Source organism: Paracoccus sp. KKT209, from assembly GCF_055635455.1.
Map to the genome: position 1 here is coordinate 1,059,585 of NZ_CM145758.1, position 16,334 is coordinate 1,075,918.

The window sequence follows — 16,334 nt, forward strand, 5'->3', positions numbered from 1 at the left end:
TATGAGTTCATTCGGTTTTGGAATATTCCATGCGCCCCCGCCGCTTTCTGCCCTCGCTGAACCTCCTGTTGGCCTTTGACGCGGTGATCCGGCACGGATCGGTCACGGCGGCGGCCGATGACCTGTCGCTGACCCAAAGCGCGGTCAGCCGCCTGGTGCAGGCGCTGGAGGAGCAACTGGGCTGCACGCTGTTCTTGCGCGAACGCAAGCGGCTGGTCCCCACCGCGGCGGCGCTGGCCTATCAGCGCGACGTGACGCGGGCGCTGGACCTGATCCGCAATGCCTCGATGAACGTGGTGACGAACCCCGAAGGTGGGACCCTGTCGCTGGCGGCGGCGCCCACGGTCGGAACGCGCTGGCTGGCGCCGCGCCTGGCGCAGTTCCTGACCAAGCATCCGGGCATCTCGGTCAATCTCTCGACACGCATCCAGCGGTTCGACTTCGACGCCGAAATCTTCGACGCGGTGATCTTCTACGGCGCGCCGGACTGGGCGCATGCGCAGCATCTGGAGCTGTTCCCGGAACGCCTGACCGCCTGTGCCGCCCCCGATTTTCTGCGCCGCCACCCGATCACCGGTCCGCAGGACCTCGAGGGGCTGCCGCTGATGCACCTGGAGACGCGGGTCCAGGCCTGGGACGACTGGTTCCGGGGGCAGGGGGCCGAGCCGCGGCCCGTGGGCGGGATGCGGATGGATACCTTCTCGATGATGGTGCAGGCGGCGATTTCCGGGATCGGGGTGGCGCTGCTGCCGGATTACCTGGCGCGGATCGAGATCGCCGAAGGGCGGCTTTGCCCGATCCTTGCGCCGGCGGTGCCCGCCGGGGGCAGCTACTGGCTGGCTTGGCCCGAGACCAAGCACGGCTATGGCCCGATCGTGGCCTTTCGCCAGTGGCTGGCGCAGGCCGCGGGGCAGGATGCGCCCTAGCGCCGCCGCGCGGTGCGAAAGGCGGCGGGGGTGCTGCCCGACCACTTCAGGAAGGCGCGGTGAAAGGCGCTGGGCTCGGCATAGCCCAGGCGGGCGGCGATCTCGGCCACGGGGGCCCCGCCGGCGGTCAGCAGGCGGCGCGCCTCGGCCTGGCGCAGCTCGTCGCGCAGAGACGAAAAGCTCTGGCCTTCGGACCGCAGGCGGCGGCGCAGGGTGGCGGGCGACAGCGCCAGGTCATGCGCCAGCCGGTCAAAGTCGGGCCAGTCGCCGGGGGGCAGCGCGCGCAGCCGGGCGCGGATGCGCGTCGACAGGTCCTGGTCGTGGCGATAGCGCAGCAGGATGTTGGCCGGCGCGCCGCGCAGGAAACCCTGCAGGGCCGCCTCGCTGCGGATCGGCGCCAGCGCCAGATAGGCGGTCGAGAAGCCCAGGCAGGTCTCGGGCTGGTCAAAGCGGACGGGTGCGCCGAAGAACTGGCCATAGTCGCTGCGGTTGTCCGGGGCCGGGCAGGCAAAGTCGACCTGCATCAGCGGGATGCGCCGCCCGACCAGCCAGCACATCACCCCCATCAGGATCAGCCAGTAGGTCCGATAGGCAAAGGCCGGGCGCGGCCCGTCGCGGTCGGTCAGCACGATCTGCGCGCACCCGTCCTGCTGGCGGAGCCGGCCCACCGGGTCGTCCAGCACGACCGTCAGGAACAACAGCGCCCGGCGCAGCGCGTGATCCAGCGTCCGCGCATGCAGCACCGCCTGGCACAGCAGCTGAAAGCTGCCGGGCCGCATGGGGCGGGCGCCGAGGCCAAAGAACTCGTCCCCCAAGGCCTGGCTGATCGCCAGCCACAGCCGCCCGTATTGCAGGTTCGTTACGGCCGTGCCGGGACCGGCGGTGCCCGCCGCACGCAGCGCCGGCGCCGGGTCGATCCCGGCGCGATCCAGCGCGGCCAGCGCATCCCCTACGAACCCGGCCGAGATCTGCCGCTCCATCCTGCCGCCCCTGTTGCAAAACCGATCAGCAATTCTGGTCGCGAATGTCATTGCATGCAATGCCCCGGTGCTTACCCTGTCGCCCGAAGCCCCGCCGACGCGGGGGCGAGGGGGAACGGGACATGCAGATCCAGGACAGGACATTCGTCATCACCGGCGGCGGCTCGGGCCTGGGCGCCGCCGTCGCGCGCATGGCCGTAGGCGCAGGCGCACGCGCTCTGCTGCTGGACGTGAACGAGGCCGCCGGCCGCGCCATGGCCGAGGAACTGGGCCCCGACGCTCGCTTTCTGCGGACCGACGTCACCGTTGCCGCCGACGGAGAGGCCGCGATGGCCGAGGCCGTACGGGCCTTTGGCCGCGTGGATGTGGCCGTCAGTTGCGCAGGCGTCGCACCGGGCGAAAAGATCGTCGGGCGCGAGGGGCCCCATGGCTTGGACAGCTTTGCCCGCGCCATCCAGATCAACCTGGTCGGGACCTTCAACATCCTGCGCCTGGCGGCCGATGCCATGTCGCGCAATCCTGCGGGCGACAACGGAGAACGTGGCGTGATCGTCAACACCGCCTCGATCGCGGCCTTTGACGGGCAGATCGGGCAGGCGGCCTATGCGGCCTCCAAGGGCGGCGTGGCGGCGCTGACGCTCCCCGCCGCGCGCGAACTGGCGCGCCACGGCATCCGGGTCATGACCATCGCGCCGGGCATCTTTGCCACGCCGATGATGGCCGGCCTGCCGCAGGAGGTGCAGGACAGCCTGGGCGGCACCGTGCCCTTCCCCTCGCGCCTTGGGGCGCCCGAGGAATATGCGGCCCTTGTCCGCCACATCGTCGAGAACCAGATGCTGAACGGCGAGACCATCCGCCTGGACGGCGCCCTGCGCATGGCGCCGAAGTGAGGAGATCACCAATGACCGCAGATCCAATCGTCATCGTCGGCGCCGCCCGCACGCCCATGGGCGCATTTCAGGGCGACCTGGCGGGCGCGGATGCCGCGACCCTGGGCGCCACCGCCATCGGCGCCGCATTGGCCGGGATGGACCCGGCGGAGGTGCAGGAGGTCATCATGGGCTGCGTCCTGCCCGCGGGCCAGGGGCAGGCGCCCGCCCGCCAGGCCGCGCTGAAGGCGGGCCTGCCGCTGTCGGCGGGCGCGACCACCATCAACAAGATGTGCGGGTCGGGGATGAAGGCCGCGATGCTGGGCCATGACCTGATCCTAGCCGGATCGGCCGACATCGTCATGGCCGGCGGGATGGAGAGCATGTCAAACGCCCCCTATCTGCTGCCCAAGGCGCGCGGCGGCTATCGGATGGGGCATGGGCAGGTCATGGACCACATGTTCCTGGACGGGCTGGAGGATGCCTATGACAAGGGCCGCCTGATGGGCACCTTTGCCGAGGATTGCGCCGGCGCCTATCAGTTCACCCGGCAGGAACAGGATGATTACGCCATCGCCTCGCTGACGCGCGCGCAGAAGGCCATCGCCGCAGGGCATTTCACCGGAGAGATCGCGCCCGTGACGGTCAAGGGGCGCGGCGGCGACAGCACGGTCGCCGTGGACGAACAGCCGGGCAAGGCACGGCCCGACAAGATCCCGTCGCTGCGGCCGGCCTTCCGCGAAGGCGGCACCGTGACGGCGGCCAACAGTTCCTCGATCTCGGACGGGGCGGCGGCGCTGCTCATGATGCGCGCCTCCGAGGCCGAGCGTCGGGGGCTGACGCCGCGGGCGCGGATCATCGGCCATGCGACCCATGCCGACCGTCCCGACCTGTTCCCGACCGCCCCCATCGGCGCGGTGCGCAAGCTGCTGGACCGGACCAGGACAACCACCGGCGATTATGACCTCTTCGAGGTGAACGAAGCCTTTGCCGTGGTCGCCATGGCCGCGATGCGCGACCTGGGGCTGTCGCATGACGCCGTCAACATCCATGGCGGCGCCTGCGCGCTGGGCCACCCGATCGGCGCCTCGGGGGCGCGGGTCCTGGTGACGCTGCTGGCGGCGCTGGAAGCGCATGGCCAGCGCCGGGGCATCGCCACGCTGTGCATCGGCGGGGGAGAGGCCACCGCCATGGCCATCGAACGGCTGCACTGAGGCGGCGGGGCCCGTCACGGCCCCTCAGGCCGCGCCCAAGGACAGCCCGCCGTCGATGGTTTCGCGCGTGCCCAGCAGCGACCGGGGCGACAGCACCATGCCCACGTCGCCCCCCGACAGCAGCGCCACGCCCGTCACGTTGCGCAGCCGCGACATCAACCCGCGCAGCGGCCGCAGCAGGACCAGCTGCTGGCCCACCAGGTCGTCGACCGGGATGGCGATGCTGGTCCCGTCATGGCCCAGGATCACGTGGACCTTGGACATGCGCTGCCCGTCCTCGTCCACCTCGGCGGGCGCCGTCGCGCCAAGCGAGCGGATGGCGATGACCTCGTCCTTGCTCAGCCGCAGCCAGCGCTGGCCGCCGCCGACCGAAACGTCGATCAGCGCGGCCGGGTCGGGCTGCAGGATCGTGCGGATCGCCTCGACCGGCAGCACATAGCGGGTGCCGCCCGCGCCGACCACCATGCCCTCCAGCACGATCAGGTTCATCGGCAGGTTCAGGTGATGGCGCTGGCCGCGCCCTGGCAGCGGCACCGTCCGCAGGCTGCCGCCGGCGCGTGTCAGTTCGGTCTCGGCGGTTTCCATTCGTGTGCGATCCGACTGCGCGCCGCCGTCATCCTCCAGCGCGACCAGCAGCTGGTCGTCGCTGCGCCGGACGGTCAGGTGCAGCCGCCTGGGGGCCTGGTCGGGCGCGGCAAGCCGCGCCATCACCAGCGGGCGCAGCACCCGCTTCAGCGTGTCCAGCAGCGCGATGTCCAATGCCATGCCTTCGCCCGAGGTGGTCAGGTGCGCCTCGTGGCCGTTCAGGCGCGATTCCGTCGCGACCATCGCCGCCATCGGGCGCAGCAGCGATTCGATGGGACGAGAGCGCAGTTCGGCCGTCGTCTGCTGCAGTTCCGCCATCTGCCCCAGCAGTTGCGTCTCCAGCTGCGCCAGGTCGCGCAGCCGGGTCATCATCTCCTCGGCCACGCCGCGCAGGGCGGCGGCGGCCTCGCGCGGGTCGCCGCGGTGATGGCGCAGGACCGCGTTGATCGTCTCGGGCAGGTCGCTGTCGGCCAGTTCGCTGATGATGCCGTGGATCATCGCCTGTCCGGCGGCGATTTCGCCGATCCTTTCCAGCGTTCCCGCCGACAGATCGACGCCCGAGGACACCTGCGACCATTGTTCGCGCTCGCCCTCGGCCGGCTCGGCGCCTGTGGCGGGGTCCTCCACCGTCAGGTGGCGGATCAGCTCCAGCCGCCGCCCGCCTGGGTCCAGCCGCGCCAGCGTTTCCGACAGCGCCAGCTGATCCAGCGCGGTGGCGATCAGGAAATCGAACAGCGTCTCCTGGCCCCGGAACAGGGTGACGTTGGTGATGGCCTGGATGGTGCCCGCGCCGATCAGCCCGAACAGCGCCTCGGCCAGGTCGTTGTCGCTGTTGACGTCCGCGCGTAGCATGTGGAAGCTCAGGCCCGCCTTCAGCGCCTCGGCGGCCGCGCGGGTGCTTTCGGGCGACAGGACGCGGTGGAATTCGGTGGGCAGGCCCAGCTTGCGTTCGATCGCGGCGGCGGTCATCACGCCTGCGCCGCTGAAGCCGGCCTCCGAGGCTTCGGCGAACAGCTGCTCCAGGCGGTCCGTGTCGGGCTTTTCCCCCGCGCGCAGGGCGTCGAAGACCAGTTCCAGCGTATCGATGAAGCCGCGCGCGATCCGCATCAGGATCGCATCGGGCGCCTGGCCGCAGGCATGGCCGCGTTCGAACAGGTCCAGCAGCGACATCGCCAGCTGCGACGCCGTTTCCAGCCGATAGTGGCGGCAGGCGTGGTGGACCAGGCGCACCAGCCGCCCCAAAGCCTGGTGATCCTCGTCCGTGTCGCGGTCGCCCGGCTGGCGCATCCGCTCCAGCGTGGCGTCCAGCTCGTCCAGCGTGTCAAAGATGTGGTCGGCGGCCCAGTTGGCCAGCAGGGCGGCGGGGCTCAGGCCCGCGCCCAGGCCCTCGTCGCCATAGACCGCCTCGACCAGGGCCAGTTCCTCAAAAAGGCGCAGTTCGGCCCGGCGGTAATCCGCGGCGGTCTTGGCGATGACCAGCGGATGGGCCGCGGCCGAGACGCGCACGAAACCCTCGCCATCGGCCGTGCCCGCGACGGTCAGGACGGCAGTCTGCAGCGTCTCGGGGTCGGGCCGCTCTCCGGTGGTGAAATCGATGCCCAGCTTGCCGATGATGGCCAGCGGCTCCTTCAGGCGGGCAAAGAACCCGTCGGACGCCTCGGGAATGGCCGGCGCGCGGGCGGGCTCCTGCGCCGAGGACAGCCGGACCAGCGTCTCGATCAGTTGCGACAGCGACGCCGTGTCCAGCGCCGTGGAACCCGCCCGCAACACGTCGCACCAGTCCTGCAGCCCCAGGTGGTTGGCCGCATGGTCCAGGTTGTCGCATTGCACCCGGGCCGCCGCCATGTCGCCCGAGGCCAGGCAGGCGCGCATCTTTTCGATGGCCTCGGACGCCATGCCGTCAAAGATGCTGCGATAGCCCGGATCATCGGCCAGGCGCGATCCCCCTGCGGGTTCAGGTGCCGCAGCCTGTGGCACGGCCTGGCCCGCAGCCTCGCTCGGCGGCTCCTCCTCCGACTGCGGCTCCTCTGCCGGGGACGCCGGCTGATCCTCGGGCATGTCCAGGGCGGCATCCGACAGCTGGGCCATCAGGTCCGCCACGTCCAGGGCGGGCATGGCCGGTGGCGGATCGACCGCCTCGGGTGCCGGCTCGGCGTCGCCGCCCGGTGCGCAGCGCGCGATCTTGTCCTTCAGACGGCGGACCAGATCCTCGGTCGCCTCGGGATCGACATCGGCGCGGGTCGAGGCGACCATGTCCAGCATGTCGCGCAGACGGTCGCTGGTCTCGATCAGCAGGTCCAGGATCTCGTCGTCCAACGGAACGCCGTCGTCGCGCACCAGGCCGATCAGGTCCTCGGCCAGGTGGGCGCGGCTTTCGACGACCCCAAGTCCCAGCACGCGCGAATTGCCCTTGAAGGTGTGCACGCCGCGAAACAGGGCGGCGACATGGCCGGCCGCCTGGTCGGGATCCCCCTCCTGCAGCGCAAGCAGGGCGGATTCCATCGCGTCAATCGCCTGGGCGCCGTCATCGGCGAAAAGCACCCAGATCTCGTCCATCTCATCGTTCATCGCACACCCTCATCCTTGCTGCCCTCGCGGCCCCGTGCGGCGGCCCGTCAGGCCGCCATCACCGCCCGCATCGTATGGGCCAGTTCGCCGCCGGTCTTTTCCTCGAGGTCGTGGGACACGGTGCCCGAGGGCTTGGCGACCACCCCGTCCGCGCCCAGTTCGCGGGCCTTGGCGGCATGCGGGGACCCGGCCACCGCGACCGAGGACAGCATGCAGATCTTGGCGCGGGTCTTCAGCTTGGCGTGGCGCAGGAATTCCAGCCCGTCCATCACCGGCATCTCGATGTCCAGCAGGATCAGGTCGACCTCGGCGCCGCTGGCCAGCTTGTCCAGGGCCTCCTGACCGTTCGCCGCCTGCGCGACGACCTTGAAGTCGGGAAGACCCTTGATGAAGCTGGAGATGTAGAGCCGCATCATCGCGGCATCATCAACGATCATCACTTTATGGGGCATTTGGGGTTCTCCGTATGGGGGACCGGCGGCGGTGGCCGCCGGCAGGTATGTCAGAAGCCGGCAAAGCCGCGCTCGTCGCGGTCGGCATTGCCCTTGGCCGCGCCGTTCATGTGGCCGTTCATGGCGTGGCGCGGTGCCTCGCCGGCCGTGCTGGCGGCGATCATGTGGCGCAGCTGGGCGATCAGCTCGGGCGGCAGGCCGTCCAGGCTGACGCCGCTGTCGCGCGCCTCCTGCACGGCGCGCAGCGAAAAGCGCTCGAAGTCCTTGCGCATCGCCTCGGAGGCCGACTGCATCTCGGCGGCGCTGGCGGCCAGTTCGTCCGCCTGCTGGCTGGTCGCCAGGGCCGACTTGGCGATCTCGCCGATGGCGCCGTTGATCTGGGCCACGCCGCGCGACTGCTCGTCGCTGGACACGGCGATGTCGCCGACCAGCGTCTGGACCTGGGTGATGTCGCCCGCGATCCGGGTAAAGGCGCCCCGCGCCTCGTCGGCGATGCGCACGCCCGCCTTGACGCGGGTGGCCGCATCCTCGATCAGGTCCGAGGTCTCGCGCGCGGCCTTGGCCGAACGTCCGGCCAGGTTGCGGACCTCCTGCGCCACGACCGCAAAGCCGCGGCCGTGCTGACCTGCGCGGGCGGCCTCGACGGCGGCGTTTAGGGCCAGCAGGTTGGTCTGGAAGGCGATCTCGTCGATGACCTTGATGATCTTGGCGATGTCCTGGGACGAGGCGCGGATCCCTTCCATGGCCTGGACCATCTCGGCGATCTTGTTGGTGCCTTCGGCGGCGACGCCCGCGGTGCCCGCGACCAGCTGCGAGGCGCTGTCGGCGGCGGCCGCGTTGGCCTTGACCTGGATGTTCGTCTGTTCCGCCGAGGCCGAGACCTCGTCCACCGACGACGACTGGATCTGCGAATTCGTGGCCAGCGACTGGCTGGACTGGGACATCTGCTCGACGGTGATGGCCACCTGCTTGATCTGCTTGCTGGCCGAGGTGATCGTGCCGTTCAGCGACAGCAGCGCGCGTTCCATCGTGTCGGCGATCTTGCGATAGTCGCCGGTGAAGTTCGTGGTGTTCACCTGGACCGTCAGGTCGCCCTTCTCCAGCCCCACGCAAAAGCGCTCGACCTCGGCCGCGATGTCGCGCAGGACCGCGCGGACCGCCTCGACGGCGTCGTTGATGAAGAACCGCTCGCCCGAGAACCTCTCCAGCGGCGCATCGAAGTTGCCCTTGGCGAATTCGGACACGCAGGCCAGGATCTTTTTCTTGGTCTCGATGTGCCGGGCGACCATGTCGTTCGTGCCCTCCGCGACGATGCGCATGTCCTCGTCAAAGCCGTCCAACGGAATGTAGTGGCTGATGATGCCATCGGCATGTTTTTCCGCCATGAGCCGGGTTTCGTTCATCAGCAGTTCGACCTGGGTTTCCCGCGCCTTGACGGCCGTCCGATCTTCCAGTTCGACCATCAGGCATCGCACATCCCCATTGGACTCGAAGATGGGTGTGACGGTGAAGTCGATCGTCTTGCCACCGGCCGCCAGACTTGCGTGATGCGGTGCCGCCATGCCGTCCAGGATGCGGCGCTGATGGTCGGGGTTCTTGTGGAATACGTCGATGCAGCTGCCCACCAGAGTGCTGACAGCAAAGTTCGGCAGGTCGCGCCGCAGTTCCGTTTCCATGCCCGCGAACATCTTCTGTGCGGCACTGTTCGCGAACTGGATGAGATAGTCTCTGTCCGCGATGACGATTGGAGTCGCCAGGACATTCAGGGCATCCAACATACCGGTGGTGTCCCAAGGGTGAGCGTCTTTGGTAGTCATCGGTTTTTTCCTTTCGGTCTGCGGGCGCGTGCCTGTCAGGCTGCTTGCGGGAGGGGGCGGGGTATCGGCGGTCGGATCCGGGACCGCCTCGGGGGCGGCTTGCGGCCAAGAGGTGTCGGGGGCGGGGGTGGCCTCAGCCGGGGCCTCGGCCTCTGGTGCGGGCGCCGCGGCGGGGTCGACCCAGTCCAGCGGATCGCGGGCCATGACCCGGCGCGCGGGGCGGCGGGTCGATGCGGGTTTGTCCTTGTCGGTCATGCTGCGTTCCTTCCGGGGACCGGCGTGCCTGCCGGGGCCAGGCCTTTCGCCAGGTGTTCGTAATCCGTGCAGCCGTTGCTGCCGGGGGCATGGGCAAAGATGGTCCGGCCAAAGCCGGGGGCCTCGGCGATCCGGACAGAACTGCGGACCGTCTGCGCCAGCACCAGTTCGGGGCCAAAGCGTTCGGTCAGCCGCGCCTGGACATCCTGGTGCAGCCCGAGCCGTGCGTTGAAGCGGCAGAGCAGGAACCGGATGCGGCTGCGCGGCACGCCGATCTCGTCAAAGCGGGCCAGCAGGCGGCTGGCGCCCGACAGGCCCAGAAAGTCCGGCTCCAGCGGGCACAGGACCAGCTCCGCCCAATGGCTGACCGCCTCGATCTGCGCGGACCATCCCGGCGCGCTGTCCAGCAGCGTCCAGCGGCCGGGCACGTCCTGGGCCGGCAGGACCATGTGTTCGGGCAGCAGGGCCGCGCCGGGGATCAGGCTCAGGCCGGGTTCCCCGGCGACGGGCCGGGGCGCACCCGCGCGGCCCGACAGCCAGTCCGCGACGTTCCAGGCTCCGGCGGGCGTGTCCGCCCCCAGCATCGCGGTCAGGTGCATCTGCGGGTCCAGATCCGCCAGAAGGACCGCGCGGGCCCGGCCGGCCCGCAGCAGCGCGGCGCCCAGATTGGCGGCCGTCGTGGTCTTGCCGACCCCGCCTTTCTGGTTGTGGATCAGAAGGCGCATCAGGCGGCCCCGTGGTCGCGCAGCAGCGCCAGGTCGTCGTCCGACACCAGCACCGGCGGGTCCAGCAGGACCGCCACCCGTTCGCCCACGCGGCCGATGCCCATGATGATCGACCGCCCGCCGCCCCGGCCGCTGTGGGCATGGCGGTCGATCTGGTCGGGGGCGATCTCGCGGACCTCGCGGACGCGGTCGACGATCAGGCCGACGGGGGCCTCCTCGACCTCCATCACGATGATGACGGTGCGTTCGTCATGCGGGCGTTCGGGCATGCCGAAGCGCAGCCGCACGTCCATCAGCGGGATGACCTTGCCGCGCAGGTTGATGACGCCCTTCAGATAGACCGGCATGTCGGGGATCGGCATGATCCGCTGCATGCCCACGATCTCGGTCACGCCCGCGATGCCGACGCCGTATTCCTCGTCGTCCAGCTCGAAGGTCAGGTACATGTTGGCGATGGTGTCGGTTTCCAGGTCGTCGATCAGCCGGGGATCTGTGGCGCCGGATGCAGTGGTCTGGGGGATCATCGGACAACTCCTTGATGCGGGGTGTGGCGGCTGGTGCCGCGAATGGCGGGTCGCGTGGCCGCAAGCAGCGCCTCGCCGATGGCCTCCAGCGGAAGCACGGCGGATGCCGCGCCCAGGTCGACCGCGGCGGCGGGCATGCCCCAGACGACCGAGGTCGCCTCGTCCTGGGCGATGGTCGTGCCGCCGGCCTTGCGGATTTCCAGCAGCCCTTCGGCGCCGTCCTTGCCCATTCCGGTCAGCAGCGCGGCCACCACCGAGCCGCCGGCCGCGCGCGCGACCGAGCGGAACATCACGTCGACCGAGGGGCGCGAAAAGCAGACCGGCTCTCCCTCGGCCAGCGAGACGTGCCAGTTCGGCGCACGGCCGTTGACGGTCAGGTGGGTCCTGCCGCCGGGCGCCAGCAGCGCCAGCCCGCTGGTCACGGCATCGCCGTCGCGGGCCTCGCGCACGGTGATGGCGCAGGCGTCGTTCAGGCGCCGGGCAAAGGCAGAGGTAAAGCCTTCCGGCATGTGCTGCACGATCACGATCCCCGGTGCATCCGCCGGAAGGGGCTGCAAGATCTGGGCCAGCGCCTGCACGCCGCCGGTCGAGGCGCCGATGGCGATGATCCGGCCGGTGCCGGTCGCGGGCCGCGGGGCCGTGGGCCGCGCCCGGTCGGGCAGGGGCGTCGCGGGTCGGGCATGGGCGGCGGCGCGGACGCGCTGGCAGATCTCGGCCATGATGGCGGGCAGGCCCTCGCCGACCCCGATCGAGGGTTTGGCGATGATGTCGACCGCCCCGGCCTCCAGCGCCGCCAGCGTCACGGCCGCGCCGCGCTGCGTGGTGCTGGAGATGATGACGGTGGGCAGCGGATGCGTGGGCATCAGCTCGCGCAGGAAGCTGACGCCGTCCAGGCGGGGCATCTCGATGTCCAGGGTCATCACGTCGGGGCGCAGCGCGCCGATCATCTCGCGGGCCTGTTCGGCGCTGGCGGCGGCGCCCACGACCTGGATCAGCGGGTCGGTGGACAGGCCGATCGCCAGAACCTTGCGGATCACCGCCGAGTCGTCGACGATCAGGACGCGCACCGCCCTGTCCGAGGCACAGGGCCGTCTCATGCGCCCGCTCCGGTCCGGCGGTTGATCCCGCTGGTGACATAGGTCCAGCGCGGGGACATGTCGCGCATCGTCTCGGTGACGCTGGTGAACAGGATGCCGTCCGGTTCGGTCACGTCGGCAATGGCCTCGATCACGTCGATCTGGTCCTTCATCGCGAAGTAGTACAGCACGTTGCGGCAGAAGACGGCCTGGAAGGGCTTGCGGAACGGATAGGGATAGCTTTTCAGGTTCATCCGCCGGAAGGTGCAGGCGGCGCGGATCTCGGGCGTGACCTGGAACTGCTCGATACCGACGGGACGCAGATAGCGGCTGCGGATGTGGTCGGGCGTCTGTTCCAGGTGGCGGGCGGGAAAGATGCCGGCCTCGGCGCGCTCGATCACCGGGCCGCTGATGTCGGTGCCCAGGATCTGGGTGCGCGCCAGCGCCTCCATGCCAAGCGTCTCGGCGATCAGGATCGCCAGCGTATAGACCTCGTCCCCGGTGGAACAGGCGGCGCTCCACAGCCGGATCTCGCGGCGGTTCTTCAGGACCGGCAGGACGTTGCTGCGGAAATGCTCCAGAACATCCGTCTCGCGGAAGAAATAGGTATGGTTAGTCGAGGCGGCATGGATCACCGCCATCTGGACCTCGTGGTTGTTGGCCGTGGTCACCTCGGCGGCCAGCTGCGACAGCGCCGCCAGGTGGAAGGCCCGCTGGACGCGGGACAGGCGCTGCTGCAGCAGGTCGCGCTTGTGTTCGGGATAGTGGATGGCGCAGCGCTGCTCCAGCCAGCCGCGGATCGTCTCGTATCCGGCGCGTTCCAAGGATGTCTCGATGTTCATCAGCGCCCGCCCCCCGCGACGAGGCGTTCGCAATCCAGCACCATCGCGACCTCGCCCGTGCCCAGGATGGCGCAACCATAGCTGGCGCGGACCCTGGTCATGCGGCCCGACAGCGGCTTTAGGACGACCTGCTGGCGGTCCAGGATCTCGTCCACCGGCACCGCCAGGCGGCCGTTCTGGGTGTTGAAGACGACGACGACCTGTGCCGTGCCGGTGTCACCCTCGTCCTGGGGCACGAAGCTGTCGAAGAAGTTCTCCAGCCGGCAGATCGGGATGCTGTCGCCGCGCAGGCGCAGCAGCTCGGCCCCGCCATCGGCCGAAATGCGGGGCATCTCCTCGGGGCGGGGGCGGGTGATCTCGGAGACCACGTCGATGGGCACGGCGAACAGCTGCGACCGGCGGCGCAGGATGATGCAGTCCAGAAAGGCCAGCGACACGGGAATGTGCAGCGCCACACGGGTGCCCTGGCCGGCCAGGCTTTCCACCCCGATGCGGCCGCGCAGGGCGGTCATGGTGGTGTTCAGCACATCCATGCCGACGCCGCGCCCCGACAGGTTCGACACGTTCTCGGCGGTCGAAAAGCCCGGCTCGAAGATGACCTTCCACAGGGCGCCGGGCTCTGGCTCCTCGTCAGGGCCGAACAGGCCCCGCTCGCGCGCCTTGCGCAGGATGCGGTCGCGGTCCAGGCCGCGGCCGTCATCCTCGACGATGATGCGGACCTCGCTGCCGACCTGGGCGGCCGACAGCAGGATGCGGCCCGCGTCGGCCTTGCCCGTCCTCTGGCGCTCCTCGACCGGCTCCAGCCCGTGGTCGGCGGCGTTGCGCAGGACATGCAGCAGCGGGTCGTACAGCCGGTCGGCCACCAGCTTGTCGATCTGCGTCTCGCCGCCCTCGATGACCAGGTCGATCTTCTTGCCGGTCTGGCGCTCCAGCTCGCGGATCATCCGGCGCAGGCGCTTGAAGACCTCGTCGATCTGCAGCAGGCGCATGCTGGTGGCGGCGTCCTGGACCTCGCGCACGATCATCATCAGCCGGTGGACGGCGGTCTCGAAATGCGACAGCTCCAGGCCCTCCAGGTCGGGCGACCGGACGGTCTCGGCCACCGACAGGGACAGCTCCGCCACCAGGTCCATCAGCTTGCCGATGCGCTCCGAGGGAACGCGCATCAGGCCGCCGTCCTGGGCCGCGTCTGGTGCCGCGACGCTCATGTTGCGCCTCTTGTCCGGGATCGGTGCTGGCTGTGGGTCATCTCGGTTGCTTCTGTTGGCGGGGAACCGGGCGCGGCCGGCTGCCTGCGGGGTCGGGGGACGGACGCGCCGTGATCAGGCCGCTTCCTCCGAACTGTCGTATGTGAAGATGCAGACGCCATCGAAGCCGTTGGACCTGAACAGGAAGGTCTTCTTCATGGTGTCCAGAAAGCTGCCGTGCTTCTTTTCGAAGGTCTTGAGGTCGTTGATGTTGGGAAAGAACAGGTTGATGGAAACGTCGCCCTCCTTGGAGATGACGACGTTCAAGGCGCTCAGATTGCAGGTCGGAATGGCATTTCCCAGTGTCTCAACCACGAAGGGCGCTGCAATCTGCGCCGCATCGAGGGTCGGAAATTTCAGGTGATATGTCTTGGAGAGCATGCTGCGGCCCTGGCTTGATCTGGATCAGACCAGTGAACGGCCGTCCTTTCCCGAATGTGATACGGCCCTTCGGCAGCGCCGCTATCCTTTGGAAGGGCGGCTCCCGACATCGGGCAGGGGCTGCGCCGACGGGGATAGCCTGGCAGGGTCCGCCCCTTCGAAAGGAGGGGGCCGGTACCCGATGTCGCGTCGGTTTTCCGTCGCAACCGCGCCTGCCGGAGGGCGTTTTCGGGTTTCCGACAGGGTGACGGCCGCGGATCGGGGCATTTTAGCCCTGGAATGGTCGAAAAGCCGACAGAAGCGCGAATTTTCGCGCCGTTGCGCCCGGGTGGCACGGTTCCTGCCTTTATGTCTGCAAGTGACGTAAAGCGAGGGCATCATGACCAGCATTCACATCCTGCACGACGGGTTCGCCGCCGCAGAGCGGCTTGCCGATCTGTTCGCGCGCCGCCGGCTTCTGGTGACGCGGGGCGACGTGGCCCAAGCCCAGGGCGCGTCGGTCCTGGTGGCCCCCGCGGCCGGCGCCGCGGACGAAAGGCGGGTTCTGGACTGCGCCCGCGCGGCCGCGATCCGCATGGTGGTGACGGTCCAGGAAGGGGCGGCGGGCTTCATCGTCGGGACCGAGATGGGCGGCCGGATGCTGCGCGTGGCGCTGCCGGCGCATTCCGGCGACGACACGGCCGATTGCGGCCTGCTGATGCTGGCCGACCTGATCGCGGCGCCGCTGCGGCCGATGGTGGCCTGCGACCCGGCCACGGGCAACCTACTGGACCTGTCGACGCGCGTGGCGCGCACCGACGTGACCGTCTTCATCAACGGCCCCACCGGCAGCGGCAAGGAGGTCCTGGCCCGCGCCGTCCATGCCGCCAGCCCGCGCGCGGACAAGCCGTTCATCGCCATCAACTGCGCCGCCATCCCGGAAAACATGCTGGAGGCGATCCTGTTCGGACATGAAAAGGGCGCCTTCACCGGTGCGGCCACCGCCAATCGTGGCCTGATCCGCGCGGCCGAGGGCGGGACGCTGATGCTGGACGAGGTGTCCGAGATGCCCCTGGGCCTGCAGGCCAAGCTGCTGCGCGTCATCCAGGAACGCAAGGTCACCCCCCTGGGCGCCTCGACCGAGGTGGATATCGACATCCGCATCATCGCCACCTCGAACCGCGACATGGCGGCCGAGGTCGATGCCCACCGCTTCCGCGAGGACCTCTACTATCGCCTGAACGTCTTTCCGCTGATGACCCGTCCGCTGGCCTCGCGCCCCGAGGACATCCCCGCCCTGGCCCTGTCGCTGCTGCGCCGCCACTGGCCCCTGGGCACGATCCCGCTGTTCGATGCCGGTGCGGTGGCCGCGCTCTGCCGTCACCCCTGGCCGGGCAATGTCCGCGAACTGGAGAACGTCGTGCAGCGCGCGATGGTCCTCTGCGACGGCACCCGCATCGCGGTCGAGGACATCGTCTTCGACACCGGCCGCGACCTGAACCTGCCGGCGATGCGCCCGGCGCCCCAGGCCCCGGTGACCCTGGTGCGGGCAGGCTGAGACGACGACCATGACGATCGGACCCATCGGAACCGGATTCAACTTCGTTCCGCTCCAACCCTCTTTGCCCGCACGTCCCACCACCAACGAAGGGCCGGGCTTTGGTGACCGGATCAGGACGGCTGTGGACCAGGTGAACACCTCGCAGCAGCAGGCCAGCCAATCCGCCAAGGCCTGGGAGATGGGCATGGAGAACGACCTGGCCGCCGTGATGGTGGACCAGCAGGTCGCCTCGCTCGGCTTCCAGCTGACGCTCAACGTCCGCAACAAGGCGCTTGGCGCCTATCGCGACATCATGAACATGCCGCTGTAGCGCGGCCCCGTCCAAGGCGATTT

Annotated in this window: 15 protein-coding genes; 5 read left to right on the top strand and 10 right to left on the bottom strand. The window is 69.5% G+C overall.

The features are described from left to right. Positions 1-29: 29 nt before the first annotated feature. Positions 30-926, top strand: coding sequence for a LysR family transcriptional regulator (locus tag ACZ2G3_RS05215; RefSeq protein WP_470398111.1), 897 nt, complete (start codon positions 30-32; stop codon positions 924-926). Here the strand turns inward: ACZ2G3_RS05215 and ACZ2G3_RS05220 are convergent. After that, complete coding sequence (locus ACZ2G3_RS05220; RefSeq protein WP_470398113.1) at positions 923-1,906, bottom strand: AraC family transcriptional regulator; 984 nt, start codon at positions 1,904-1,906, stop codon at positions 923-925. The two genes, ACZ2G3_RS05215 and ACZ2G3_RS05220, sit on opposite strands and share 4 nt — an antisense overlap. A gap of 122 nt (positions 1,907-2,028) precedes the next feature. On the opposite strand from ACZ2G3_RS05220, the gene ACZ2G3_RS05225 reads away from it, so the two are divergent. Together ACZ2G3_RS05225 and ACZ2G3_RS05230 are read left to right on the top strand one after the other, a co-directional pair. Next, positions 2,029-2,796: an SDR family NAD(P)-dependent oxidoreductase gene (locus ACZ2G3_RS05225; RefSeq protein WP_470398115.1), complete on the top strand. Its 768-nt coding sequence runs from the start codon at positions 2,029-2,031 to the stop codon at positions 2,794-2,796. Between the two features lie 11 nt (positions 2,797-2,807). Beyond that, entirely contained in the window at positions 2,808-3,989 is a 1,182-nt protein-coding gene (locus ACZ2G3_RS05230; RefSeq protein ID WP_470398117.1) for an acetyl-CoA C-acyltransferase, read from the top strand. Positions 3,990-4,013: 24 nt separating this feature from the next. Here the strand turns inward: ACZ2G3_RS05230 and ACZ2G3_RS05235 are convergent, their stop codons facing one another. The 9 genes from ACZ2G3_RS05235 to ACZ2G3_RS05275 all read right to left on the bottom strand — a co-directional run bounded on the left by ACZ2G3_RS05235 (position 4,014) and on the right by ACZ2G3_RS05275 (position 14,461). Next, positions 4,014-7,142: an Hpt domain-containing protein gene (locus tag ACZ2G3_RS05235; protein ID WP_470398119.1), complete on the bottom strand. Its 3,129-nt coding sequence runs from the start codon at positions 7,140-7,142 to the stop codon at positions 4,014-4,016. Positions 7,143-7,189: 47 nt separating this feature from the next. Continuing rightward, the gene (locus tag ACZ2G3_RS05240; protein ID WP_111299227.1) at positions 7,190-7,594 is read right to left on the bottom strand and encodes a response regulator; all 405 of its coding nucleotides are present in this window, start codon (positions 7,592-7,594) and stop codon (positions 7,190-7,192) included. A gap of 50 nt (positions 7,595-7,644) precedes the next feature. Then, positions 7,645-9,666: a methyl-accepting chemotaxis protein gene (locus tag ACZ2G3_RS05245; protein ID WP_470398121.1), complete on the bottom strand. Its 2,022-nt coding sequence runs from the start codon at positions 9,664-9,666 to the stop codon at positions 7,645-7,647. After that, the gene (locus ACZ2G3_RS05250; RefSeq protein ID WP_470398123.1) at positions 9,663-10,391 is read right to left on the bottom strand and encodes a ParA family protein; all 729 of its coding nucleotides are present in this window, start codon (positions 10,389-10,391) and stop codon (positions 9,663-9,665) included. The genes ACZ2G3_RS05245 and ACZ2G3_RS05250 overlap by 4 nt, the downstream gene beginning before the upstream one ends. Next, positions 10,391-10,915: a chemotaxis protein CheW gene (locus ACZ2G3_RS05255; protein WP_419267240.1), complete on the bottom strand. Its 525-nt coding sequence runs from the start codon at positions 10,913-10,915 to the stop codon at positions 10,391-10,393. The genes ACZ2G3_RS05250 and ACZ2G3_RS05255 overlap by 1 nt, the downstream gene beginning before the upstream one ends. After that, the gene (locus tag ACZ2G3_RS05260; protein ID WP_470398125.1) at positions 10,912-12,012 is read right to left on the bottom strand and encodes a protein-glutamate methylesterase/protein-glutamine glutaminase; all 1,101 of its coding nucleotides are present in this window, start codon (positions 12,010-12,012) and stop codon (positions 10,912-10,914) included. Before ACZ2G3_RS05260 ends, ACZ2G3_RS05255 begins: the two co-directional genes overlap by 4 nt. Continuing rightward, on the bottom strand, positions 12,009-12,833 hold the full coding sequence (locus tag ACZ2G3_RS05265; RefSeq protein WP_419267243.1) for a CheR family methyltransferase: 825 nt from the start codon (positions 12,831-12,833) through the stop codon (positions 12,009-12,011). Before ACZ2G3_RS05265 ends, ACZ2G3_RS05260 begins: the two co-directional genes overlap by 4 nt. Further along, positions 12,833-14,041 carry a chemotaxis protein CheA gene (locus tag ACZ2G3_RS05270; protein ID WP_470398127.1) on the bottom strand — a complete coding sequence of 403 codons (1,209 nt, stop codon included), beginning with the start codon at positions 14,039-14,041 and terminating at the stop codon, positions 12,833-12,835. Before ACZ2G3_RS05270 ends, ACZ2G3_RS05265 begins: the two co-directional genes overlap by 1 nt. A gap of 114 nt (positions 14,042-14,155) precedes the next feature. After that, complete coding sequence (locus ACZ2G3_RS05275; RefSeq protein ID WP_111299240.1) at positions 14,156-14,461, bottom strand: hypothetical protein; 306 nt, start codon at positions 14,459-14,461, stop codon at positions 14,156-14,158. 379 nt (positions 14,462-14,840) lie between these two features. Between ACZ2G3_RS05275 and ACZ2G3_RS05280 the strand changes: the two genes are divergently transcribed. Beyond that, positions 14,841-15,998: a sigma-54 interaction domain-containing protein gene (locus ACZ2G3_RS05280; protein ID WP_470398129.1), complete on the top strand. Its 1,158-nt coding sequence runs from the start codon at positions 14,841-14,843 to the stop codon at positions 15,996-15,998. A gap of 10 nt (positions 15,999-16,008) precedes the next feature. Next, positions 16,009-16,311 carry a flagellar hook-basal body complex protein FliE gene (gene fliE / locus ACZ2G3_RS05285; protein WP_470398131.1) on the top strand — a complete coding sequence of 101 codons (303 nt, stop codon included), beginning with the start codon at positions 16,009-16,011 and terminating at the stop codon, positions 16,309-16,311. Positions 16,312-16,334: the final 23 nt, after the last annotated feature.